General features: G+C 68.0%; 20 protein-coding genes and 1 pseudogene. 8 read left to right on the forward strand and 13 right to left on the reverse strand.

What is annotated here, in order from left to right:
• The first annotated feature begins 73 nt into the window (after positions 1 to 73).
• The 3 genes and pseudogenes from U4Z31_RS20345 to U4Z31_RS20355 all read left to right on the forward strand — a co-directional run bounded on the left by U4Z31_RS20345 (position 74) and on the right by U4Z31_RS20355 (position 2,002).
• Positions 74 to 541 carry a helix-turn-helix domain-containing protein gene (locus tag U4Z31_RS20345; protein ID WP_321811226.1) on the forward strand — a complete coding sequence of 156 codons (468 nt, stop codon included), beginning with the start codon at positions 74 to 76 and terminating at the stop codon, positions 539 to 541.
• A 30-nt stretch (positions 542 to 571) separates the two neighbouring features.
• Positions 572 to 778: pseudogene (locus U4Z31_RS20350) on the forward strand (PIN domain-containing protein); the annotation flags it as partial.
• A gap of 186 nt (positions 779 to 964) precedes the next feature.
• Positions 965 to 2,002 (forward strand): DUF6396 domain-containing protein, encoded by a 1,038-nt coding sequence (locus U4Z31_RS20355; RefSeq protein WP_321811243.1) that lies wholly within the window; start codon positions 965 to 967, stop codon positions 2,000 to 2,002.
• A 195-nt stretch (positions 2,003 to 2,197) separates the two neighbouring features.
• On the opposite strand, the gene U4Z31_RS20360 is transcribed toward U4Z31_RS20355, so the two are convergent.
• Positions 2,198 to 2,989, reverse strand: a complete 792-nt coding sequence (locus tag U4Z31_RS20360) for a helix-turn-helix transcriptional regulator (RefSeq protein WP_321811227.1) — start codon at positions 2,987 to 2,989, stop codon at positions 2,198 to 2,200.
• Between the two features lie 95 nt (positions 2,990 to 3,084).
• Here U4Z31_RS20360 and U4Z31_RS20365 point away from each other — a divergent pair, with 95 nt between their 5' ends.
• Positions 3,085 to 3,336, forward strand: coding sequence for a hypothetical protein (locus U4Z31_RS20365; RefSeq protein WP_321811228.1), 252 nt, complete (start codon positions 3,085 to 3,087; stop codon positions 3,334 to 3,336).
• A gap of 46 nt (positions 3,337 to 3,382) precedes the next feature.
• Positions 3,383 to 4,345: a zinc-binding alcohol dehydrogenase family protein gene (locus U4Z31_RS20370; RefSeq protein WP_321811229.1), complete on the forward strand. Its 963-nt coding sequence runs from the start codon at positions 3,383 to 3,385 to the stop codon at positions 4,343 to 4,345.
• Positions 4,346 to 4,520: 175 nt separating this feature from the next.
• Here U4Z31_RS20370 and U4Z31_RS20375 read toward each other — a convergent pair whose 3' ends face one another.
• The 4 genes from U4Z31_RS20375 to U4Z31_RS20390 form a co-directional block, all read right to left on the reverse strand.
• Complete coding sequence (locus tag U4Z31_RS20375) at positions 4,521 to 5,615, reverse strand: porin (RefSeq protein ID WP_321811230.1); 1,095 nt, start codon at positions 5,613 to 5,615, stop codon at positions 4,521 to 4,523.
• A 153-nt stretch (positions 5,616 to 5,768) separates the two neighbouring features.
• Positions 5,769 to 6,836, reverse strand: a complete 1,068-nt coding sequence (locus U4Z31_RS20380; RefSeq protein ID WP_059450179.1) for an ABC transporter ATP-binding protein — start codon at positions 6,834 to 6,836, stop codon at positions 5,769 to 5,771.
• The gene (locus U4Z31_RS20385; RefSeq protein WP_321811231.1) at positions 6,829 to 8,601 is read right to left on the reverse strand and encodes an iron ABC transporter permease; all 1,773 of its coding nucleotides are present in this window, start codon (positions 8,599 to 8,601) and stop codon (positions 6,829 to 6,831) included. Before U4Z31_RS20385 ends, U4Z31_RS20380 begins: the two co-directional genes overlap by 8 nt.
• Positions 8,602 to 8,724: 123 nt before the next feature.
• Positions 8,725 to 9,825: an ABC transporter substrate-binding protein gene (locus U4Z31_RS20390; RefSeq protein WP_044842979.1), complete on the reverse strand. Its 1,101-nt coding sequence runs from the start codon at positions 9,823 to 9,825 to the stop codon at positions 8,725 to 8,727.
• A gap of 125 nt (positions 9,826 to 9,950) precedes the next feature.
• Between U4Z31_RS20390 and U4Z31_RS20395 the strand changes: the two genes are divergently transcribed.
• Together U4Z31_RS20395 and U4Z31_RS20400 are read left to right on the forward strand one after the other, a co-directional pair.
• Positions 9,951 to 10,625: a response regulator gene (locus U4Z31_RS20395; protein WP_044842980.1), complete on the forward strand. Its 675-nt coding sequence runs from the start codon at positions 9,951 to 9,953 to the stop codon at positions 10,623 to 10,625.
• 196 nt (positions 10,626 to 10,821) lie between these two features.
• Positions 10,822 to 12,213 (forward strand): sensor histidine kinase, encoded by a 1,392-nt coding sequence (locus U4Z31_RS20400; RefSeq protein ID WP_321811232.1) that lies wholly within the window; start codon positions 10,822 to 10,824, stop codon positions 12,211 to 12,213.
• 22 nt (positions 12,214 to 12,235) lie between these two features.
• Here U4Z31_RS20400 and U4Z31_RS20405 read toward each other — a convergent pair whose 3' ends face one another.
• The 8 genes from U4Z31_RS20405 to U4Z31_RS20440 all read right to left on the reverse strand — a co-directional run bounded on the left by U4Z31_RS20405 (position 12,236) and on the right by U4Z31_RS20440 (position 20,383).
• Positions 12,236 to 13,102 carry an MOSC domain-containing protein gene (locus tag U4Z31_RS20405; protein WP_321811233.1) on the reverse strand — a complete coding sequence of 289 codons (867 nt, stop codon included), beginning with the start codon at positions 13,100 to 13,102 and terminating at the stop codon, positions 12,236 to 12,238.
• A gap of 98 nt (positions 13,103 to 13,200) precedes the next feature.
• Positions 13,201 to 14,160, reverse strand: coding sequence for an ABC transporter substrate-binding protein (locus U4Z31_RS20410; protein WP_321811234.1), 960 nt, complete (start codon positions 14,158 to 14,160; stop codon positions 13,201 to 13,203).
• 37 nt (positions 14,161 to 14,197) lie between these two features.
• Positions 14,198 to 15,382 (reverse strand): cytochrome c, encoded by a 1,185-nt coding sequence (locus tag U4Z31_RS20415; protein ID WP_321811235.1) that lies wholly within the window; start codon positions 15,380 to 15,382, stop codon positions 14,198 to 14,200.
• 50 nt (positions 15,383 to 15,432) lie between these two features.
• Positions 15,433 to 16,257 (reverse strand): ABC transporter ATP-binding protein, encoded by an 825-nt coding sequence (locus U4Z31_RS20420; protein WP_321811236.1) that lies wholly within the window; start codon positions 16,255 to 16,257, stop codon positions 15,433 to 15,435.
• Positions 16,251 to 17,357, reverse strand: a complete 1,107-nt coding sequence (locus U4Z31_RS20425; RefSeq protein ID WP_321811237.1) for an ABC transporter permease — start codon at positions 17,355 to 17,357, stop codon at positions 16,251 to 16,253. Before U4Z31_RS20425 ends, U4Z31_RS20420 begins: the two co-directional genes overlap by 7 nt.
• A 4-nt stretch (positions 17,358 to 17,361) precedes the next feature.
• On the reverse strand, positions 17,362 to 18,396 hold the full coding sequence (locus U4Z31_RS20430; protein WP_044842987.1) for an ABC transporter substrate-binding protein: 1,035 nt from the start codon (positions 18,394 to 18,396) through the stop codon (positions 17,362 to 17,364).
• A gap of 35 nt (positions 18,397 to 18,431) precedes the next feature.
• Positions 18,432 to 19,277 (reverse strand): class II aldolase/adducin family protein, encoded by an 846-nt coding sequence (locus U4Z31_RS20435; protein WP_044843147.1) that lies wholly within the window; start codon positions 19,275 to 19,277, stop codon positions 18,432 to 18,434.
• Between the two features lie 20 nt (positions 19,278 to 19,297).
• Positions 19,298 to 20,383 carry an LLM class flavin-dependent oxidoreductase gene (locus U4Z31_RS20440; protein WP_044842988.1) on the reverse strand — a complete coding sequence of 362 codons (1,086 nt, stop codon included), beginning with the start codon at positions 20,381 to 20,383 and terminating at the stop codon, positions 19,298 to 19,300.
• 450 nt (positions 20,384 to 20,833) lie between these two features.
• On the opposite strand from U4Z31_RS20440, the gene U4Z31_RS20445 reads away from it, so the two are divergent.
• Entirely contained in the window at positions 20,834 to 22,177 is a 1,344-nt protein-coding gene (locus U4Z31_RS20445) for an acyl-CoA dehydrogenase family protein (protein ID WP_321811238.1), read from the forward strand.
• Positions 22,178 to 22,244: the final 67 nt, after the last annotated feature.

The following is a 22,244-nucleotide window of genomic DNA, read 5'->3' on the forward strand; positions in this document are numbered from 1 at the left end:
CTGTTTCGTTTGTTGCGAGTTTCGATTGTTTCGAATAAAATCGCGCCATCAACAAACCTCCTTGGAGCGCGCGATGCCTCATTCCACGATGGCCGAGACGATCTTGCCCGTCGAGCGTGAGATGCGGGCGGCTGTCGAAGGGCAGCGCGCGCTCGCAGCGTATCTGGCCACGCGAACGGAAATACAACGCATCCAGATTTTCGATGACGAGAATCGCGCACATCAGGTCGAGCTTCCGACTTCCGCATTACGTTTGCTGGTCGATATCCTCGCCGAGTTGGCCGACGGCAATGCCGTCAAGGTCGTGCCGGTCCATGCGGAACTGACGACGCAGGAAGCTGCCGATCTGCTCAACGTTTCTCGCCCGCATTTGATCAAGCTGCTTGAATCGAATGCGCTGCCGCATCACAAGACTGGCAAGCATCGCCGCGTGCGATTTTCCGATTTGATGCGCTACAAAACCGAGCGCGATCAGGCGAGCGCGGCCGCGATGGATGAATTGAGCCGACTGGCGCAGGAACACGGGATGGGCTACGAATGACGAGTTCGCCATTCACGGCGGTCTACGATGCATGAAGCGCTGATTGAAGGGCTAACCTTGCCGGATGCGGGAGATCGACACATGCTCGCTGCCGCGATCCGTTGCAACGCCAGCGTGATCGTGACGTTCAATCAGAAGGATTTCCCGGAATAAGTGCTGTCGACATACGGTGTGGAAGCCCAGCATCCCGATGTGTTCGTCGACAATCTGTTCGATCTCGAGCTTGTTGTCGCCGTTTGTGGACCATCGCTCAACCACGACTTTGTACGGTTCAATTTCGGTTCCGAATGGAGATGTTGCCTAACTGGACTTCGCATGAAATTTTTAATTGGTGCGTTGCGTGTTGCGCTTTCTGCTTTGCTGCTTGTAACGGCAGCGCATGCAGGTATCCTGACTCCTCTCGGTAATAAGCTGACCACGGCTATGTCCGATCTGCCACGTTACGAAAAACTTCCGCTCTTCGACCCACATCGAAAAGACTTCATCTGCGTATATGAGGCACAACGGATGCCCCCTGTAGATACGCAATCGGAGATGTGGTTTCAGCAAGCGTTGACATTGGACGACCCGACCCTGCCTGCCGACAACATCGACTACTCAAAGGTTTATCAGCTCTACCTGCAGGCGGCTGGCAGAAACCATTGGAAGTCGATGCTGAATCTGGCGTCGCTGATTTTGAGTAATCGTCCCGGTGTACCGGAACACAACCCGGAAGTCGCAATTCAATGGGTCGAGAAGGCCATGAGGCTCGACATTCCTGACGCATACGACAGGATGGGCACCTATCACCTTAATGGTGTGGTCAACGGAGGGGATGCCACGAGCGCCTACGCGTTCTTTCAGAGGGCCGCAGATATGGGCAGTCCGGCAGCAATGGCGTTTCTGGGATATAAGCTGGCAGCAGCTTACGATAACCCCAGCGAGGGGTTTTGGGCCAACCAGTCGGTGGGAACCAAGATGCTTGAGTGTGCCTTTGCACAAGGATATGGAGATGCTGCCGAGAAGCTGAGTCTGATTTACGCGCGCCCCAATTCACCCGAGGCAAAGCACCGTGCGCTGAACGTCTTGCATGAGGGTGTAAAGCTGGGGAGTGCCAAGTGTGCCGATAGCCTTGTTCCGGAATTCGACGGCATGGATCTCGAAAATGGAACGAACCTGGTCGGTCATATCGACAAAGCGCGTGCTCAGCGCTATAGCAAAATTGCCGATGTCTTGAAGCGTTACGACGGGCGCTTGAAACTTCCCAACTTGGACAAGGTATTGCCATTACCGCCAGCGTTACTACCCAAATGGAACGGTGATGTACAAACACTGATCAATGCGGCGAAGGCGGTTACTCCCCCGGCTACCCGGCAAAAGAGCAGTATGTTGCAGGGGCGACTCCATGTACCCGATGGTCACGGCGTCGCTGCACTGGAAACGAGCACGCTGGCAATCAGTGGCAATCAAAGGGTGCCGTAAACCGGATCGCGTATGAGGCGAAACGGGCTGGTCGACGGTAGTCCAAGCCAAGACGGAATGGCGAAACCGGGAAGATCGGTTTCGGATCGCGGCACGGCGTAACGAAAATGCGCGGCGGCATACATTGACGAAGCGGCGGCCGGCGGTTTTCGACTGCCTTCCGCCGTTCTGCTCGATGCCTGCTTGTGGTCGCACCTATTGCTCTCGACGTCGTCCCGCTTCCATATACCTTCCCGGCGTCGTCCCCGTCGCCCGCCGGAACATGTCGATGAACGCGCTCACGTTGTCATACCCGAGATCGAGCGCGATCGTCGTGACCGGCACGCCGTCGGCGATTTTCTCCAGCGCCCGCAGCAGCCGTGCCTGCTGACGCCACTGCGCGAACGTCAGCCCTGTCTCGGCGACGAAGCGGCGGCTCATCGTCCGGGCACCGATGCCGGCCCATGCTGCCCATTCCTCCAGTCGCCGGTTGTTCGCGAGGTTCGTGGCGAGCGCATCGGTGATCTTCATGAGCCGCGGATCCTGCGGCCGCACCAGCCCCAGTGCTTCGACCTCCGACGACGCGATCTCGTCGAGGATCACGTCGGCAATGCGCGCCTGCGCGGCATCGAGTTCCGCATCGCCCCAGCTTGCCGCGCGCTGCACTGCTTCGCGCAGCAGCGGCGTGGTGCGGATCGCGCGCGGCGCGTCAGGCAACCCCGCGCACCGCGCTTCGGCGACGAACGCCGACCATCCGGAAATCGGCCCGAACGAGCGCAGCGAATGCCGGCAATGCGGCGGAATCCAGATCGCATGAATCGCCGGTACGACCCAGTCCTGGTCGTCGAGGCCGATCGACACCACGCCGCTCAGTGCGCCGACGAGCTGGCCGCGCGCGTGCGCATGCGGCGGCGTGATGCGCGGGTCGCGCTGCGACAGCACGGCGGCGACGACGAACGGGCCGTCGTCGGACGTGACGAATCGGACGGGCAGGAGTGGATCGGTCATGGCCGGATTTCAGTATCGAATGACTGTTATACCGGAGATCGGCCGGCTGCGCACGCCTAAACTGCGTCCATCGATGACAACCGGAGTACCACGCGATGCGAGCCGAACAGATGCTTCCCGACCATGCCGACCGGATCGAGGCCGGCGGAACGACGATCCGCAAGGGCACCGTCGGCGCGCTCCTGGTCAATGCGCGCGTGCTGACCGATCCGGATGCGGCGCCCGCCGAGCGCGCCCGTGCCGAAGCCGACGCGCTCGACGCATTGCCCGCGCTGCGTGCGCTCGGCCTGTTCGACGTGCTGGAAGTGCGCGATCCAGCACTGCGCGCGTGGCTCGACGCACGCTGATACACGACGGAACCGTCGATCGAGATCCATCAATCAAGGAGTCGGCATGAAAGCAGCAGTCGTGACGGGCGCCGGCGAGCGCCCCGTTCATATGGAGTTCGAAGCGCCGCATGCGATACCCGGCCACCGTCTGATCGACGTGACGGCGTCCGCGTTGAGCCGTCTTGCGCAGGCGCGCGCGGCGGGCACGCACTATTCGTCCGGCGGCGGCTATCCGTTCGTCGTCGGCGTCGACGGCGTGGGGCGCGGCGACGACGGCCGGCGCGTCTATTTCTTCGGCGCGCCCGCGCCGTTCGGTGCGATGGCCGAACGCACGATCGTGCCCGACGCGCAGTGCGTGCCGCTGCCGGACAACCTCGACGACGTGACGGCCGCCGCTATCGCAATTCCCGGCATGTCGTCCTGGGCGGCGCTGACCGAGCGCGCGCGGCTGGTCGCGGGCGAGACGGTGCTGGTCAACGGCGCGACGGGCGCCTCGGGCGGGCTCGCGGTGCGGATCGCAAAGCATCTGGGCGCCGCGAAGGTGATCGCGACGGGCCGCAACGCGGCCGCGCTGGACGCGTTGCTGAACGCCGGTGCAGACGCCGTCGTGTCGCTTCAACAGGACGACGCGCATCTGGCCCGCGCGCTCGAACCGCATTTCCGCGCGGGTGTGGACGTCGTGCTCGACTATCTTTGGGGGGCGAGCGCGCTCGCACTGCTGATTTCCGCCGCGAAGGCGACGCCCGACGGCCGTCGGTTGCGCTTCGTGCAGATCGGCTCGATCGGCGGCGCGGACGTGCTGCTGCCGGGCGCCGTATTGCGTGCCACCGCGATCGAATTGCTGGGCAGCGGTATTGGCAGCGTGTCGCTGCCGGGGTTGCTGGCTTCGGTGCGCGGCGTATTCGACGCGGCAGGCCCGGCGGGGCTGACGCTCGAAACGCGCACGGTGCTGCTGTCGGCGGTCGGCGAGCACTGGGGCGATGCGAACAGTCGGGTGCGCCCGGTATTCACGATGCGCGGCGATTGACCGTCCGCAGGCCGTGGACGTGACGCGATCGGTGCGCGCACCATCGGCAGCCGGGCGTCCACCGTCGCGTTGAGCCGTTCGACGAATGCGAACGTGCAGTGCGAAGACGGGCGGTGGTGCGTACCGACAACGGGCGGCGCGACATGAAAGTCACCCGCCGCCCGCGTCGTCACACTCAGAACCGCTGCTGAATCCCCGCCGTCACGCCGACCTGCGTCGTGCCATACCCGGCGAAATCGCGCGACACGCCGACCTTCTGGTCGTGTTTCGCGATCGCGAACGCGCCGGCCGCGTACAGCACCGTGCGCTTCGACAGCGCGTATTGCGCCCGAACCGATACCAGCGTCGGGTCGGCATCCGTGCCGCCCTTGATGTTCTGGTGATAGACGGCCGCGATCAGCGAGAACGTCGGCGTGAACTGGTACGACCCGCCGAGCCAGTACATATCGCTCAGCTGGTTCGCCGCCGCGGTGCGAAACGTGCGCTTGTAGTTGCGATAGCCGGCCATCGTCTTCAGGTTGCCGAAGTCGTAGCTCAGGCCCGCGTGAATCCCCTGGATGTAGTTGACGGTATCGGCCGGCGTGACGCTGTCGGCCGCGCCGTTCTGCCGGTCGAACGTGAGCACCGCCGCGAACGGGCCGGTCTCGTAGCCGAGCGCGAAGTCGTATTTCGAGCTGGTCTTCACGCTGCCCGGCACGTTGCCGAAGCCATACAGCGCGCCGAACTTGAAGCCGCTGAATTCACCGTCGTAACGCACCGCATTCGACGAGCGCGTGAACATGCCGTCCTTGCGCCCGCCGGTCGCCATCGACGACGACGCCCACGAATAGTTTTGCGAGTAACCCATCGGGTCGAACGGCATCATGTAGTCGTACGTGACGGTGAAGTTGCGGCCAAGCGTCAGCTCGCCCCATTTGCCTTTCAGGCCCACCGTCGCACGGCGCGCGAAGATCGAGTCGGGGCCGTCGTCGGACGCGCCATTCGCGAGATCGATGCCGCTTTCGAGGCGAAACACGGCCTTCAACCCGCCGCCGAGATCCTCGACGCCGCGCAAGCCCCAGCGCGACGTGTTCTTGTTGCCCGACTTCAGCTTGAACGAATTGCCGCCATCCGGTGCCGCATGGTTCGTGTATTCGATGCCGGCGTCCATGATCCCGTAGATCGTGACCGACGACTGCGCGTGCGCGGCCGGCGCCGCGAGAGAGGCTACTGCCGCGGCTGAACTGGTGAGGACTACTGTTCGAATAGAACGTTCTGCACGTGACTTCATTTTGACGGTGTCTCCTTGGTTGTTGTGGGTTGGTCGAAACGGAAAACGCGTACTCGGTGCGCCATCGGCGGACGCCATGAAGCGTCCGCCGATTCGAGTCGCAAAAGCATGTTGAATGCACGCGCGGCGGCACACGAGCCGCCGCGAAGCGGTTCAGCCCGCTTTCGCGAACGCCCAGCAGTCGTTGGTCGGGAATTCGATCCAGTGCTTGCCGGCCGCGCGCGGCACGTGGCCGAACGCGCGCAGGCGCATCTCGCCGCAATGGAACAGGTATTCCCAGCGGTCGCCGAGATACATCGACGTGACGAGGTCGGCCTGCAGCCGGTTCGCGCCCGGGCCGTCGGCGACCTGCACGCGTTCGAGGCGGATCACGGCCTGCGCGTCCTGGCCCGGCGCGAACGTGTCGCGGGCGAGCGCCTGCAGCTCCCAGCCGTCGCCGGCGAGCGTCACGCGTTCGCCGTCGACGGCCGCGACGCGCGCGTCGATGCGGTTGTTGCTGCCCATGAATTCGGCCGTGTACAGCGAGCGCGGCGCGCCGTACAGCTCGGCCGGCGTGCCTTCCTGTTCGATGCGGCCGTTGCGCAGCAGCAGGATGCGGTCGGACATCGCCATCGCTTCGGTCTGGTCGTGCGTCACGCAGAGCGCCGACAGCCCGAGCGACACGATCAGCTCGCGCAGCCACGCACGCGCTTCCTCGCGCAGCTTCGCGTCGAGGTTCGACAGCGGCTCGTCGAGCAGGATCACCGGCGGGTTGTAGACGAGCGCACGCGCGATCGCGACACGCTGCTGCTGGCCGCCCGACAGCTGATGCGGAAAGCGCTCGGCGAGATGGCCGAGGCCGAGCTGGTCGAGCGCGGTCTGCACGCGGCGCTTCTGTTCGGCCGGTGCCACGCGGCGCAGCTTGAGCCCGTAGCCGACGTTGTCGGCGACGGTGCGGTGCGGCCACAGCGCGTACGACTGGAACACGAGGCCGAGCGAACGCTGTTCGACCGGCAGGTCGACGTGCCGCGCGCCGTCGAAGAACACGCGGTCGTCGAGCTGGATGCGCCCGTCGGACGGCTGTTCGAGGCCGGCCACCGCGCGCAGCAGCGTGGTCTTGCCGCTGCCCGACGCGCCGAGCAGGCACACGACTTCGCCGGCCTTCAGTTCGAACGACACGCCCTTGAGGATCGGGTTGGCGCCATAGCTGAGATGCAGGTCGTCGACGATGAGCTTATCCATGAAGTTTCACTCCGAAGCGCAGGGCCACGCCGAGACCGGCGCCGACCATCGCGATGTTGATGACAGAGAGCGCGGCAACCTGGTCGACGGCGCCGGTCGCCCATAGCGACACGAGCAGCGCGCCGATCACTTCGGTGCCGGGCGACAGCAGATAGACGGCGGTCGAGTATTCGCGCTCGAAGATCATGAAGATCAGCAGCCACGCGGCGAGCAGGCCGAAGCGCACGAGCGGCAGCGTCACGTCGAGCGACACGCGGCTGCGCGTCGCGCCGACGCTGCGGCCGGCTTCCTCGAGTTCCGGGCCGACCTGCAGCAGCGCGCTCTGGATGAGCCGCATCCCGTATGCGAGCCACACGACCGTGTATGCGATCCAGATGCTCCACATCGAGTTCTTCAGCTCGCGCAGGCCCGGCACGAACAGGAAGATCCACAGGAACGCGAGACCGGCGAGCAGGCCCGGCACCGCGCGCGGCAGCAGCACGAGGTAGTCGAGCAGTTTCGTCGCCCAGTCGTTGCGGCGATGGCCGGCGAAGGCGACGAGCGAGTAGAAGCCGATCGCGAGCGCACCGCCGATCACGCCGATGCCGAGCGTGTTGACGATCGCGCGAACGAGGTTGTCCTGCTCGAACAGCTCGACGAAGTTCGACAGCGTCAGCGCTTCGGCGAGCGCGACGCCTTCGCCCCAGTTGCTCACGAACGCGCGCAGCACGATGCCCGAGATCGGCACGATCACCGTCAGCATCAGCCACAGCGCGACGATCGCGAGCGCGACCCAGCGCCATACGCCGAGCGGCAGCACCGTCGCACGGCCGGCCTTGCCCTTCACCGTGACGAAGCGGTTCGCGGTCTTCAGCAGGCGGCGCTGCAGCAGCACGAGCGGGAACGTGATCGCGACGATGCACACCGCGACCGCGGCCATCAGGTGATACGACGGCACGCCGAGCTTGTTGGTCAGCTTGTACAGGTAGGTCGCGAGCACGAGGTGGCCTTCCGGATCGCCGAGCACGAGCGGCAGCCCGAACACCTCGAAGCCGAGGAAGAACACGAGCACGCCGGCGAACAGCAGCGCGGGCATCGTCATCGGCAGGCTCACGTCGAGCGCGACGCGGAACGGCCGCGCCCCCGTCACGCGCGCCGCTTCCTCGACGTCCGAGCCGAGGTTGCGCAGCGCGGCCGACGAGTACAGGTACACGTGCGGCACGTGCGTGAGGCCGACGATCATCGTGATCGCGAAGATCGAATACACGTTCCAGGGTACGTTCTGCACCCCGAACAGTTCCTTGAACCACACGGAATAGAAGCCGACCGGGCCGGCCGCGACCACGTAGCCGAACGCGAGCACCATCGGCGACACGAACACGGGCGTGAGCAGCAGCGGCTCGAGCCAGCGACGGCCGGGCAGGTCGGTGCGCACCATCAGGAACGCGAGGATGCCGCCGAGCGGGATCGAGATGAACAGCATCCCGCCGGCGATGATGAACGAGTTCTTCACGGCCGACCAGAAGTCCGGGTCGGTGAAGATGAAGCGGAAGCCTTCGACGCCGAGCGTCTTGTTCGCGTCGAAGAACGGCGCGGAAAGCAGGCTCTGGAACAGGATGAAGCCGAGCGGCAGCGCGACCGCGACGGTGAGCACCGCGACGACGATCCAGCGCAGCATGCCGGCGAGCGGCTGCAGGTTGCTGACCTGCAGCGCGGGAATCGCGCCGCCCTGGCCGGTGGTGGGCGGAACGGCCGGCGCCGCTCCGCGTGTGCTGGTTGAAAGCATGAGTTCGCCCCTGCGGCCATCCGGATGGCCGCCTCTAGGAAGTCGGTAAGGGGAAGGGGGCCGCCCGTGCGGCGTGCGGCGGGCGGCCGTCGGTCGGCCGAAGCCGATCAGCGAATCAGTGGATCAGCTCTTGATCGCCTGCTGCCATTGCTTCAGGAACGCGAGCCGCTTCGACTGGTCCAGATAGACGAGCAGGCCGGTGCCGATCGGGATCGGCTTCAGCGAATCGCCGAGTTCCTTCGTGAGGCTCGCGGCCGACGTTTCGCCGGTCACGTCCGTGCGAATCGCGTACAGGTTCGCCTGGTTCGCGATCAGCGTCTGGCCGCGCTTCGACAGCAGGTAGTCGACCCACAGCTTCGCGGCGTTCGGATTCTTCGCCTTCTTCGAGATCGTGGCCAGGCGGCTCACGACTTGTGTGTAGTCCTTCGGGAATACGTAGCCGATCGACTTGTCCTTCTTCGCCTTCGCGTACGCATACGAGCCGATGATGTTGTAGCCGATCAGGTTCTCGCCCGACGAGATGCGCTCCATCATCGCGCCGGTGCTCGACTGCAGCTTCGGACCGGTCGCGCCGATCGCCTTCACGAGCTCCCACGTGACCTTCTCGTTCAGGTGCGCGTCCTGCGTCAGCGCGTTGAAGCCGACGCCGGATTTCTCGACGTCGTACGTCGTCAGCTTGCCTTTGAACTTGTCGGGTTGCGACGTGAGCAGCTTGATCAGGTCGGTGCGCGTCTTCGGCACCTCGTTCTCGGGAATCAGCCGCTTGTTGTAGACGATCGCGAGCGGCTCGAACGTCGTGCCGTATGCCTGCTTCTGGTATTGCGCCCATTGCGGCACGTTCGCGCTTTCCGGCGAATCGTACGACGTCATCAGGCCGTCGTTGACGAGCTTGACCTGCAGGTCCATCGCCGAGCTCCACAGCACGTCGGCGCTGGTGCTGCTCGCGGCGTTCTCGCTGATGTAGCGGTTGTACAGCTCGGTGCTGTTCATGTCGTTGTACTCGACCTTCACGCCATACAGGCTTTCGAAGTCCTTGATCAGCGGGCGCACGAGGCCCGTGTCGGTCGTCGAGTAGACGATCAGCTTGCCTTCCTTCTTCGCGGCGTCCACGACACCTTGGTAGTTACCCGGATACCCGGCCGGAACCTGCGCGGTGGCGGCGCCGGCGGCGGTGCCCAGGACGATCGCCAGCGCGGCGGCGAGCTGCTTCGGTGCAAACGGCATGTCTTCCTCCAGTTATGCGTGTGTGTTGTTCGAGTGACGCGGATGTTAATTGCGAGGCACTTTCAGCCTGCTTTCATTTCGGTTCACAATAGTGTCCTTTGTGTCATGGATTTCCCGAGGTCCCCATGCGTGTGCTGCTGGTCGAAGACAACCCGAACCTTGCGCAGTCGTTGAACGACGCGCTGAGTGCCGCGCGCTTCGCGGTCGATCACATGGCGGACGGGGAGGCGGCGGATCACGTGCTGCGCACGCAGGACTACGCGCTGGTGATCCTCGATCTCGGGCTGCCGAAGCTCGACGGGCTCGAAGTGCTGCGGCGGCTGCGCGCGCGCCGCAATCCGGTGCCGGTGCTGATCCTCACCGCGCACGGCTCGGTCGAGGACCGCGTGAAGGGGCTCGATCTCGGCGCCGACGACTACCTCGCGAAGCCGTTCGAGCTGACCGAGCTGGAGGCGCGCGCCCGCGCGCTGATCCGGCGCAGCCTCGGCCACGAGCATTCGCGGGTCGAGTGCGGGCCGCTTTCGTATGACAGTATCGACCGCAGCTTCCACCTCGCCGGCGAACCGCTGCCGCTCACGCCGCGCGAGCGCTCGGTGCTGGAGGTGCTGATCCTGCGCAACGGCCGCGCGATCAACAAGGAGACGCTGTCGGAGAAGATCTTCGGGCTCGACGAGTCGGTCAACGCGGATGCGATCGAGATCTACGTGTACCGCCTGCGCAAGAAGCTGGAGAACACCGGCGTCGCGATCGTCACGCTGCGCGGCCTCGGATACTTGCTCGAAGCGAAGGCGGCCGGATGAACCACCGCCGGGCTTGCCTTCTTTGCATGGGGCCGCGGTACGCGCCAAAGCGCTGCGCGGGATCGACACGTTCGCGGCCTGCCGGGGGCGCGCCTGCCATCCGCTGCCGGCCTGGCAAAGCCGGCCGGCTGCACGGGCGCGGAGCGAGGCCGCACGCGTTTTCCGCCACGCTGGTCGGTGCAGCCCGGCGGCCAGCATGGTGACACGCCCGAACCTGCGCGCACAGGTCGCGCTGTGGCTGCTGCTGCCGCTGCTCGGACTGCTCGCGCTCGACTCGTGGCTCACGTACCAGCGCGCGATGAGCGCCGCGCACGTCGCGTTCGACCGCACGCTGTCGTCGTCGCTGAAGTCGATCCGCGAAGGCGTGCGGTTCAACGAGGGCGAGATCGAGGTCGACCTGCCGTATCTCGCGCTCGAGATGTTCGAGTCGGGCGACGGCGGCAAGATCTATTACCTGATCCGCGAGGACAACGGCCGCACGATCACCGGCTATCCGGACCTGCCGCTGCCGCAGGGCGACGGCACGCTGTTCGTCACACGCTACTACAACGTCGTCTATCGCGGCGAGCAGTTGCGCATGGCCGCGCTGCGCGTGCCGGTGCACGACGTGCCGACCGCGCAGACGCGCATCGTGTGGGTGATGGTCGGCGAGACGATCGAGGCGCGCCAGGCGCTCGCGCGCGAGATCCTGATGGGCTCGCTGCTGCAGGAGGGGCTGCTCGTCGTGCTCGCGCTCGGGATCGTGTGGCTCGGCGTCGGGCGCGGGCTGCGGCCGCTGAACCGGCTGTCGGCGACGGTCGCCGCGCGCAGCGACGGCGATCCGACGCCGCTCGATACCGGCGGCATGCCGAGCGAACTCGCGCCGCTCGTCGAGTCGATCAACCAGTACATCGGCCGCACGCAGCGGATGCAGGTCGCGCGGCGGCGTTTCTTCGCGGACGCGGCCCATCAGCTGAAGACCCCGCTCGCGGCGGTGCAGGCCGGCGTCGAGCTGGCGTTGCGGCCGGACGAGCAGCCGCGCGTGAACGTGCATCTGCGGCGCGTGAACGGCGCGGTGCGGCAGGCCGTGAAGATCGTCCAGCAGCTGCTGTCGCTGTCGCGGCTCGATTCGGACAGCGGCCAGGCGGTCGCGCACCAGCCGGTCGCGCTGCACCGGCTCGCGCGCAGCGTGACGCTCGACTGGTCGCCGGTTGCGCGCGCGCGCGACATCGATCTCGGCTTCGAGCACGAGGCGGATGTCGACGTGCTCGGCCAACCGGACCTGCTCGGCGAATTGATCGGCAACCTGATCGACAACGCGATTCGTTATTCGGGCGACCGCGCGGTGATCACGGTGCGCGTGTCGCGCGATGGCGACCATGCGCGGCTCGACGTGATCGACAACGGGCCGGGCATTCCGGCCGGCGAACGCGACGCGGTGTTCGAGCGCTTCCATCGCGGCAGCAAGACGCAGACGGTCGAAGGCACGGGGCTCGGGCTGTCGATCGTGCGCGAGATCGCGCGCGTGCATCAGGGCAGCGTGACGCTGGCCGATGCGGCGGGAGGCGGGTTGATCGTGACGGTGATGTTGCCGACGGCGGCGCAGTAGAAGGGCTGGTTCGCCCAATCGCTCAATCGCCGAATCCGATCTCCGCCTCGAGCGACTGCCCGACCTCCAGCCAGGCTCCCGCGCCTTCGACGACGATCGCATTGATGCCGAAGGTCAGCGCGTCGTCGTAGTTCGGATTCGCGCGATACGTCTGCATCGTGTCGGTCGGCTCGTGCGGCCACGCCGGGTTCGGCGCGCCGGTCACCTGGTCGATCGTCGGCATCGGGCAACGCGTGCACAGCTTCACGAGGCGCAGCCGCACGGGTGTGTCGCCTTCGGCGTCGAGATGCTCGACGAAATCCTCTTCATACGCATCGAAATCCGACACGACGATGTTCGGGCGGAAGCGGTTCATCGGAATCGCCGGCGCGCCTTTCGCGACGAGCTTCGCGTTCAGGTCGTCGAGCGACGACTGGCCGATCACGAGCAGCGGATAGCCGTCCGCGAACTGCGTGTGCGTGTCGATGTCGCCGGTCCATTTGCGGTTGCAGCCGCGCCGCGCATCCGCGCCGAAGCGCGCGAGCTTCAGCGGCGTGCCGAGGAATTCGGTGAGCCATGCGGCTGTCGCGGCGCCCGTGTCGATCGCGTCGACGGTGTCGCGCCAGACGGTCGCGGCCATCTTCGGCGTGGCCGGCGTCGCGTCGCCGTCGAGCGGCGTGCGGATCTCGGGCATGCCCGGCGCGTTCAGCACGAGCGCGTCGTGCTCGAGCGCGGTGCGGATCAGCGCGAGGCGCGGGTGCGTGCGCTGCGTGATCATCATCCCGTCCGGGGTGGTGATCAGCCAGTGGCGATCGTACGCGAGGCCCGTTTCGAGCAGTTGCGCGCGCGACAGCGCGATGCCGGCGCAGGATTTGATCGGGTAGACGAAGAGTTCGGAGATGGCTGGCATGACGCTGGCTGACACGGGCAGGATGGTCGAATCGCGATTGTGCCAGATCGTGCGAAAGCCGTTTGGGCGGTTGCAGGCCGCCGCACGGCCGCGGCCGGTCACGCCAGCGGAAAGCCGAGGTCGAAGGTCGTGCGCACGTCGAGCGGCTGGCGCAGCAGCCCGGCCTTCAGGTAGAAGTCGGCCGTGCGCTGCTGCCCGGCGATCACCGTCGCGTCGATCGGCTGCCAGCGCGTGTTGCGGCGCTCGAACTGCAGCTTCGCGGCCGCCGGCGGGATGCCGATGATGCGCGCGAGTGCCGCGGAATACGCGTCGACGTGCCGGTACGACCAGACCTGCGCGCGCACCACCCGTTGCAGGAAGTCGTGCAGCACGTCGCGCTTCGACGCGATCGCCGCGTCGGTCGCCGCGATGTAGCTGAAGCCCGACCACAGGCCGCGGCCGTTGACGAGCACGCGCGCGCGGCCGCTCGTTTCCGCGAGGGCCGTATAGGGTTCCCACGTCGCCCACGCATCGATCGAACCGGTTGCGAGCGCAAGCATCGTGTCGGCCGGCGGCAGGAAGCGGAACGAGACGGCGTCGGACGGCAGGCCGGCCGCGTCGAGCGCCTTCAACGTGACGAAATGGCCGATCGAGCCGCGCGTGGTGCCGATGCGCTTGCCTTTCAGGTCGGCGGCGTCCTTCAGCGTCGCGTCGGGCCGCACGAGCACGGCGGTGCCGTACGGGTCGGACCGGTTCGCGCCGATCACCTTGATGCGGGCGCCCGAGGCGAGCGCGAAGATCACCGGCGCGTCGCCGATCGGCCCGCAGTCGACGGCCGCCGCGTTCAACGCTTCGGCCAGGGGCGCGGCGGCCGGGAATTCGGTCCATGCGATGTCGTACGCGAGGCCGTTCAGTTCGCCGGCCGCTTCGAGCAGCGCGCGCAGGCCGCCTTTCTGGTCGCCGGCACGCAGCAGCGGCCGCACGTCCGATTGCGCATGCAGCGTGGTCGGCGCGGCGGCGAGGGTGGCGGCGGCGAGGGCGCTCGCTTGCGCGAGGAAGTGGCGTCGGGTCGGATTCATCGTGAAGTTCGGTTCGTCGGGAAAACGGTTCAGGGATTCAATGCGGGAGCCCGGCCTGCACGTCGCGTACGGGTTCGGCGTCCACGCGCAGCAGCAGCGCGGTCAGCGGATCGACGTTCGCGGCGTCGGCCGGCGCTCGCGCCGCGGCATCCGAGCGGCACAGCAAGTCGTCGGCCGACCAGCCCGCGCGGCCCGCCATTGCGCGCGCCCGCAGCCAGCCGCGCCGGTCGGCAAGCAGTTGCGTGCCGCCGAACGCAGCGGGCGGCACGCCGGCAATCGTTGCGAACGCTTGCCATGCATCGGGCGTCGATGCGACGCAGTTCGCGCGCGTGCCGACCGGCGGTGGCGGCGTGGACGTATCGCCGGCGGTGACGAGCAGCGTCTGCCAGCGCGGGTCTTCCCGCGGCGGCGTGCCGCCCGGCGCGAGCGCGACGATGCGCACGCGCTGGCCTTCACGCCAGCGCTCGAGCGGTTGCGGCGCGGCGCTGCCGCAGCGCACGTCGAGCGCAGGCAGCGGAACGGGCACGGGCCACGCCCCTTCCGCCTGCGCGCCGCTGCCGGCCGACAGCGCTTTCAGGTAATCGAGCACGGCCCAGGTGTCGGCCGGGCCGAGCGTCGCGGCAAAGCCCGGCATCGACGCCGCGCCGCGCGCGTCGCGCGTACCGTGCCGCATGCGCCAATACAGTTCGCCGTCGAGCCGGCGGGCAAGCAGTGCGCCCGCGAAGGTCGGCGGCCAATGCGCGAGGCTCGCCGCGAGCGGGCCTTCGCCGCGGCCGTCCGCGCCGTGACAGGCCGCGCAATGCTGCGCATACAGATGCGCGCCGCGCATCAGGTTCGCGACGGAAAACGCGGCGGGACTGCGCTGGAAACTCGTGGGCGCCGCCGGCGCGAGCCACAGCGACGCCGGCGGCCACGGCGCGAACCACGCGACGGCCAGCGCGGCGATTACCGCCGCCGCCCGCCACTTGCGCGACACGAGTGCGATGCAGCCGAGCGCCGCGGCGAGCGTGGTCATCGCGACGGCGAATGTAAGCTGTCGCGTGAGCCCCGCGTCGATGCGCAGCGTTTCGAGCGCGATGCGGTGTGCCCAGGGCCACGCGGCCTGTCCGTCGGCATCGCCGGTCAGGCCGATCGCATGCAGCACCCGGGCCAACGCGATCTGTGCGCGATACAGCAGTTGCAGGAACAGGAGCGCCCAGTCGGCGAACGGCGGCGCGTTCATCGGCGCGGCCCTTGCCGCGCACCGGCCATCCTGCGAACGGCACTGCGCATCTACCAGCTCGCATCGAGTCCGAGATGCCGCAGCGCTTCGTGGCGCAGTTCGGCGAGACGCGGGTCGCCGCGATGGCGCGGATACGGCAGGTCGACACGCAGTTCCGCGACGATGCGTGCGGGCCGCGGCCCGAACACGATCACGCGCTGCGCGAGAAACAGCGCTTCCTCGACATCGTGCGTGACGAGCAGCGCGGAGAACCCGTCGCGTTGCCACAGCGCGGTCAACTCGGCCTGCATCGTCAGCCGCGTCAATGAATCGAGCTTGCCGAGCGGTTCGTCGAGGATCAGCAGGCGCGGATCGTTGACGAGCGCGCGGGCGAGCGCGACACGCTGCGCCATCCCGCCCGACAGCTGATGCGGAAACACGTTCGAGAATTCCTGCAACCCGACGCGCGCGAGCGCATCGTCGACGCGATGCTGCGACGTGCGGGCCACGCCGCGCGCCTCGAGGCCGAGCGCGACGTTCGCGCGCACGCGGCGCCACGGGTAGAGCGTCGGATCCTGGAACACGACGATGCGCGACGGATCGGGCCGTTCGATCGGCGCGCCGTCCTGCGCGATCGTGCCTTGCCGCGCGGCGTCGAGGCCCGCGACGAGCCGCAGCAGCGTCGATTTTCCGCAGCCGCTCGGGCCGAGCAGCGCGACGAATTCGCCGGCCGCGACCGACAGCGTGACGTCGTCGAGCACCGGCAGCGGGCCGCCGGGGCCGTCGAACGCATGGCTCACGCGGCGGATGTCGATCCGCGCGCCGCGCGGCGCCGTGGCGTCGAGCGCGGCGGGCGGCGTGGCAACGGACGATTCGAGAACGGCGGCGCTTACCATTTGACGGTTCCTTTCTGCCACGCGAGCACACGGTCGCGCACCGCGAACAGCAGCGCGATCAGCCCGGAAAACAGCAGCGCCATCACGATCAGCGCCGCATACATGTTCACGTACGATGCCCAGCCCTGCGCCCAGCTCAGGTACCAGCCGAGCCCCGACTTGACGCCCATCATCTCGGCGACGACCAGCACCGTGAACGACGCGCTCAGCCCCATGAAGATGCCGACGAACACGTGCGGCAGCGCGGCCGGAATCGCGACGCGCAACACGAGGAAGCGCGCGTTCGCGCCGAGCGTGCGCGCGACGTCGTAGTACTGCCGGTTTACGCTCGCGACGCCCGACCACGTCAGCACCGCGACCGGGAAGCCGGTCGACAGCGCGATCAGGAACGCGGCGGCCGAATAGCTCGTCGGGAAGAAGTAGAACGTGAGCGGCAGCAGCGCGGTGGCCGGCACGGGGCCGAGCACGCGCAGCACCGGATGCACCCAGTAGCCGATGCGGCGCGACCAGCCGATCGATACGCCGACCGCGAACCCGACCGCGACGCCGTACGCGAACCCGAGGGAAAGCAGCTTCAGCGTGTTGCCGGCGCTGCCGGCAAGGCGCGGCCAGTCGTCGGCGTAGACCTCGATCAGCGCCTGCGGCGGCGCGAAGAACGGCGTCGGCAGCCAGCCGGTCTTGGCCGTGACGATTTCCCACACGGCGAGCACGAGCGGCAGCGCCACGAGCCACGGGCCGGCCGGGCGCACGCGGGCGAGCCGCGCGCGCGTGGCCGGCACGCGATGGCCGAGCGTCGCGGCGGCCAGCAGCAGCGCGCCGATCGCCCACGCGGCGATGCCGAACGTGTCGGTGTACGCCCAGTCGGTGAAACCGACGACGCGGTTCGGCCACACGTAGGTCACCGCGCCGAGCGCGGCCCACGCGAGCGCCGCGACGACGCCGGTCGGCCAGCTGCGTGCGCGGCGGGCTTCAGCCGCGAGCGTCGCGTCGCAGGCCGTGCACGCGGGACGGGACGTGGCGGTCGCAGGCGGCGTCACGGGGGCGGCATTGCCCGAGGTGGACGCGGTGCGCGCGGCGGACGCGTGTTCGATCGTCGACATCGCGTCACCCCAGCACGTTCGCATAGACCTGCTGCGCGAAGCGCTGCGGGTCGGTGCTCTTCTTCAGCACGCTGATGCGGCGGAAATCGTCCGCGTAGAACGCGATTTCCTGCTGCAGGTCGACGTTGGTCGGATGGTGCGTGTAGGTCAGCGTCGCGTACAGCTTGCGCAGGTCGTCGGGGTTGATCTTCGGCGAATACTTCGCGAATGCCTTCGCGGCTTCGTTCGGGTTGTCGTGCGTGTACTCGGTGGCCTGCACGATCGAGCGCGCGAGTGCGGCGGCCGCCGGCCGGTCGTTGCGCACGAGGTCGCCGCGCGCGCCGATCACGCAGCACACCTTGCGCGCATATTCGCCGGACAGGTTCGTCGCGAGTTCGGTGTACGCGCCGTTGCTGCGCTTCTCGAGCAGATAGAGGTTCGGGTCGCCGTCGGCGATGGCCTGGATCTCGCCCTTGTCGACCGCGACGCCGAGCAGGTCGGCCGGATACTGCCGCCACGTGATGTCGCGTTCGGGATCGATGCCGTTCTTCGCGAGCAGGATCGAGAAGAAATGCTTGCCGGGCGCCGCGAGATCGCTGACGCCGACCGTCTTGCCCTTCAGCGCCTGCAGGGTCGTCACGCCCGCCGTCTTCGACCCGAGCAGCCGCACGCAGCCGCCGTGCGAGCTGCCGATGATCTTCACGTCGAAGCCGGCTTCGAGCGGCTTCAGCCAGCGGTGGATCATCCCGACCGCGGCATCGGCCTTGCCGGTCGCGATCGATTCGAGCAGCTGGTCGGTCGATCCGCTGTAGTTGATCAGTTCGACCTTCAGCCCGTTCTTCTCGAAGAAGCCGTTCTCCTGCGCGACGACGATCGGTGTCAGGCAGAACGCGTTCTGGTTCCACGCGAACGTGAGCTTCTTCAGCGGCGGCGCCGACCAGGCCTTGCGGCCGAGCGTGATCGCCGGTGCGGCGAGCGCGGCGGCCCCGGCCGCGCGCAGCAGCCGGCGGCGCTTGTCGTCATGGGCGCCGGTCGGCGCGGGTGCGGTGGTTTTGGTCATGGTGTGGTCTCCGGTTCCGGTCGTGCGGCGGGCGCTCAGTCGAGCAGGTCGGGTTCGTCGGCGACGACGCGCGCGAACAGGCTGTCGAACGCGTGCAATGCGCCGTCGGGGCCGCCGATCTGGCCGTGCGTGTGTCGCGCGGTCGCCTGATCGATCGGTTGCGGCGTGCCGGCCGCTTCGGCCAGCAGCTGCGTGTGCGCGGCGTTGTCGAGCGCGATGTACCACCACGCGGCGGCCTCGACCGTCGGGCCGGCCGTCAGGATGCCGTGGTTCTTCAGGATCACGCCCTTGTGCGTGGTGCCGTCGGGCTTCGCGAGCGCATCCGCGATCCGCGCGCCTTCGCTCGTATCGACGACCATCCCGGTGAAGTCGTCGAACAGCGCGTGGTCCTCGTAGAACACGCACGCGTCCTGCGTCAGCGGGTCGAGCGGGCGGCCGAGCGTCGACCACGCCTTGCCGTAGGTCGAATGCGTATGCGCGGCCGCGACGAGGTGCGGATGCGCGTCGTGAATCGCCGCGTGGATCGCGAACGCGGCCTTGTTCAGCGGCCGGTTGCCGATCGCGGTTTCGCCGCGCGAATTGACGAGCAGCAGGTCCGACACCTTGATCTGCGAGAAATGCACGCCGAGCGGATTCACCCAGAAGTGGTCGGGCAGTTCCGGGTCGCGCGCGGTGATGTGGCCCGCGAGGCCCGACGCGAAGCCGAAGCGCGCGAACAGGCGGAACGCGGCCGCGAGCCGCTCCTGCCGGTGGCGGCGCTCGGCGGCGACGTCGAAGCGCGGCGCGGGCGGATCGAACCAGAAATGCTGGCGCGGCGTGTCGGCGAGGACGAGGCCCGACGCGGTGCGCACGGGCGAGGACGAAGACAGGACGGCGGACATGGTCGGCATCTCCCCGTGCGTCAGGCCGCGCGGCGCGCCGCGTCGCGTGCCGCGACGGCGCTGCGCACGCGCGGAATCAGTTCGCGGCCGTAGTCGATCGCGTCTTCGAGCGGATCGAAGCCGCGAATCAGGAACGTCGTCACGCCGAGGTCGTAGTAGTCGAGCAGTGCGTCGGCGACCTGTTCGGGCGTGCCGACCAGCGCGGTCGAATTCGAGCGCGCGCCGGTGAGCTTTGCGATCTCGGTCCACAGCCGCTTGTCGACGCGCGCGCCGCGTTCGGCCGCGGCGAGCAGGCGCCGCGCGCCTTCGCTCTGCTGCGGGCCGCCGGTGGCGAGGCCGGCCGCTTCGCGCAGCCGGCGGGTTTCGTCGAGGATCCGGTGCGCGCGCGCCCACGCTTCGTCTTCGGTTGCCGCGAGGATCGGCCGGAACGACACGGAGAAGCGCACCTGCCGACCGTGCTTCGCGGCTTCGGCGCGCACGCGCGTCGTCAGGTCGCGCACCTGGTCGAGCGATTCGCCCCACAGCGCATAGACGTCCGCGTGCTTGCCGGCGACTTCCAGCGCCGCTTCCGAGGCACCGCCGAAGTAGATCGGCACGTGCGGCTTCTGGAACGGCTTCACTTCCGAAAAACCCTGCGTGAAGCGGTAGTGCGCGCCGTCGTGATCGAACGGCTGCGTGTCGGTCCAGATGCGGCGCAGGATGCCGAGGTATTCGTCGGTGCGCGCGTAGCGTGCGTCGTGGTCGAGGAAATCGCCGTCGCGCTGCTGCTCGCTGTCCGAGCCGCCGGAGATGAAGTGCACGGCGAGCCGGCCGCGGCTGAACTGGTCGAGCGTCGCGATCTGCCGCGCGGCGAGCGTCGGCGCGGTGAAGCCGGGGCGATGCGCGAGCATGAAGTGGATGCGCTCGGTCGCCGCGGCCGCGAACGCGATCGTCAGCGTCGCCGACGGGCCGGTCGAGTGGTGCGGGACGAGGATCCGGTCGAAGCCGGCCGTTTCGTGGGCGCGGGCGAAGTCGCGCACGTAGTCGGGGTCGACGACGGGGCCGGCAGGCGGATGGATTTCCGACTGCTTCTGGCTCTGGATCATGCCGATGAATTCGACGCTCATCTGGGTCTCCGATGCAAGGACGGCCCGGCGCGGCCAGCGATGGCCGGCCGGGCGGGAATGGAGCGCAGATTACCGCCGGGATCATGCGGAACGGAAATAATCAATCCCGAATTGAATATCAGATTTGCATGGTTTGGGCGCGTGTGCGTTGCGCATACGCTATGGGCTCACGATCGGGCCGAACGGGGTGCCGGCTGCGTGTCGAGCGGGGCTTGCGCGCCGGATCAACACGACGGGAGCCGGATCGGCATCGGGTTCGGAAGCGGGGGGCGGGTCGAAGGCAGAGGTGTGCGGCGGATGCGTGCGCGAGCGCCCCGGATCCACGCCACGCGCCCCCGGCGAATCCAGCGCCGATCGCCGCCGGCTCCACGAGCCACCGCCGCCATTCGCCGAGCGATCTTCGCCACGACGTTTTATCCCGCTACCCAGTCACCGAGGGAATCCGTACCGATGTCCGCCAGCCTTGCCGCTTCCTCGCCGCTATCGTCGCAGTCGTCCCAGTCGTCGCTGCGCCACCTGCCTGCCGACGATGCGCGCGTTTCCGCGCTGCTCGCGCGTCTCGCGCCCGAACTCGCGGCCGACGCCGCCCGCAACGACGTCGACGGCCGTTTCCCGCACGAGAACTTCGCGCGGCTGCATCGCGCCGGGCTGATCGCGCAGGTCGTGCCGCGCGAGCACGGCGGCGCGGGCGCGACGCTCGCGCAGGCGAGCCGGATCGTGGCCGCGGTCGCGCGCGCCGATCCGGCGACCGCGCTGGTGCTGACGATGACCTACCTGCAGCATCGCGCGCTCGGCCGCGCGGACAACCGCTGGCCCGCGCGCCTGCGGCGTGCGGTGTTCGACAGCGCGGTTGCCGACGGCGCGCTGATCAACGCGCTGCGCGTCGAGCCGGCGCTCGGTTCGCCGTCGCGCGGCGGCCTGCCCGAAACGATCGCGCGTCGCGACGGCGACGGCTGGCGGCTGTCCGGCCACAAACTGTACAGCACCGGCATTCCGGCGCTGCGCTGGCTGGCCGTGTGGGCCCGCACGGACGAACCCGAGCCGCGCGTCGGCGTGTTCCTCGTGCGGCGCGAGCGCGACACGGAAGTCGATGCGCGCATCCGCGTGATCGAAAGCTGGAATCACCTGGGCCTGCGCGCATCGGGCAGTCACGAGGTGGTGTTCGACGACGTGCGGCTGCCCGCGGATCATGCGGTGGACGTGCGTGCGCCCGATGCGTGGGCCGTGTCGGCCGCGAGTCATGCGGATGTCGATGCGCAGGCCGACCAGCAGGCCTGGATGGTCGCGCTGCTCGGCAGCCTCTACGACGCGGTCGCCCGCGCGTCGCGCGACTGGCTGCTCGATTTCGCGACGACGCGCGCGCCGAGCGGGCTCGGTGCGCCGCTCGCGACGCTGCCGCGCGTGCAGGAGGCCGTCGGCGAGATCGAAGGGTGGCTGCATGCGAACCGCGTGCTGCTCGACGAGCACATCGCGCGCACCGATGCGGGCGACCCGCCGACGGTGACGACGAGCGGCCTCGTCAAGCGGACCGTGACGGAACAGGCGATCCGCACGGTCGAGCATGCGTTGAAGCTGTCGGGCAATCACGGGCTGAGCCGCCACAATCCGCTCGAACGCCACTATCGCGACGTGCTGTGCAGCCGCGTGCACACGCCGCAGGACGATGCGATCGCGGTGGCTGCCGGACGGGCCGTGCTCGACGCGGCGGCGCGACGCGCTGCCGCGAACGCGGAAGCGGAAGCGGGCGGAACGTCACGCGACGTGCCGGTATCCGGTCGCAACAGCGATGCGTGAGCGGGGCGGCGGGATGGTGGGCGCAAAGGCCAACGCAAAGGCCAACGCAAAGGCCAACGCAAAGGCC

It is taken from the genome of Burkholderia sp. BCC1985 (genome assembly GCF_905339915.1).
Lineage (GTDB): Bacteria > Pseudomonadota > Gammaproteobacteria > Burkholderiales > Burkholderiaceae > Burkholderia.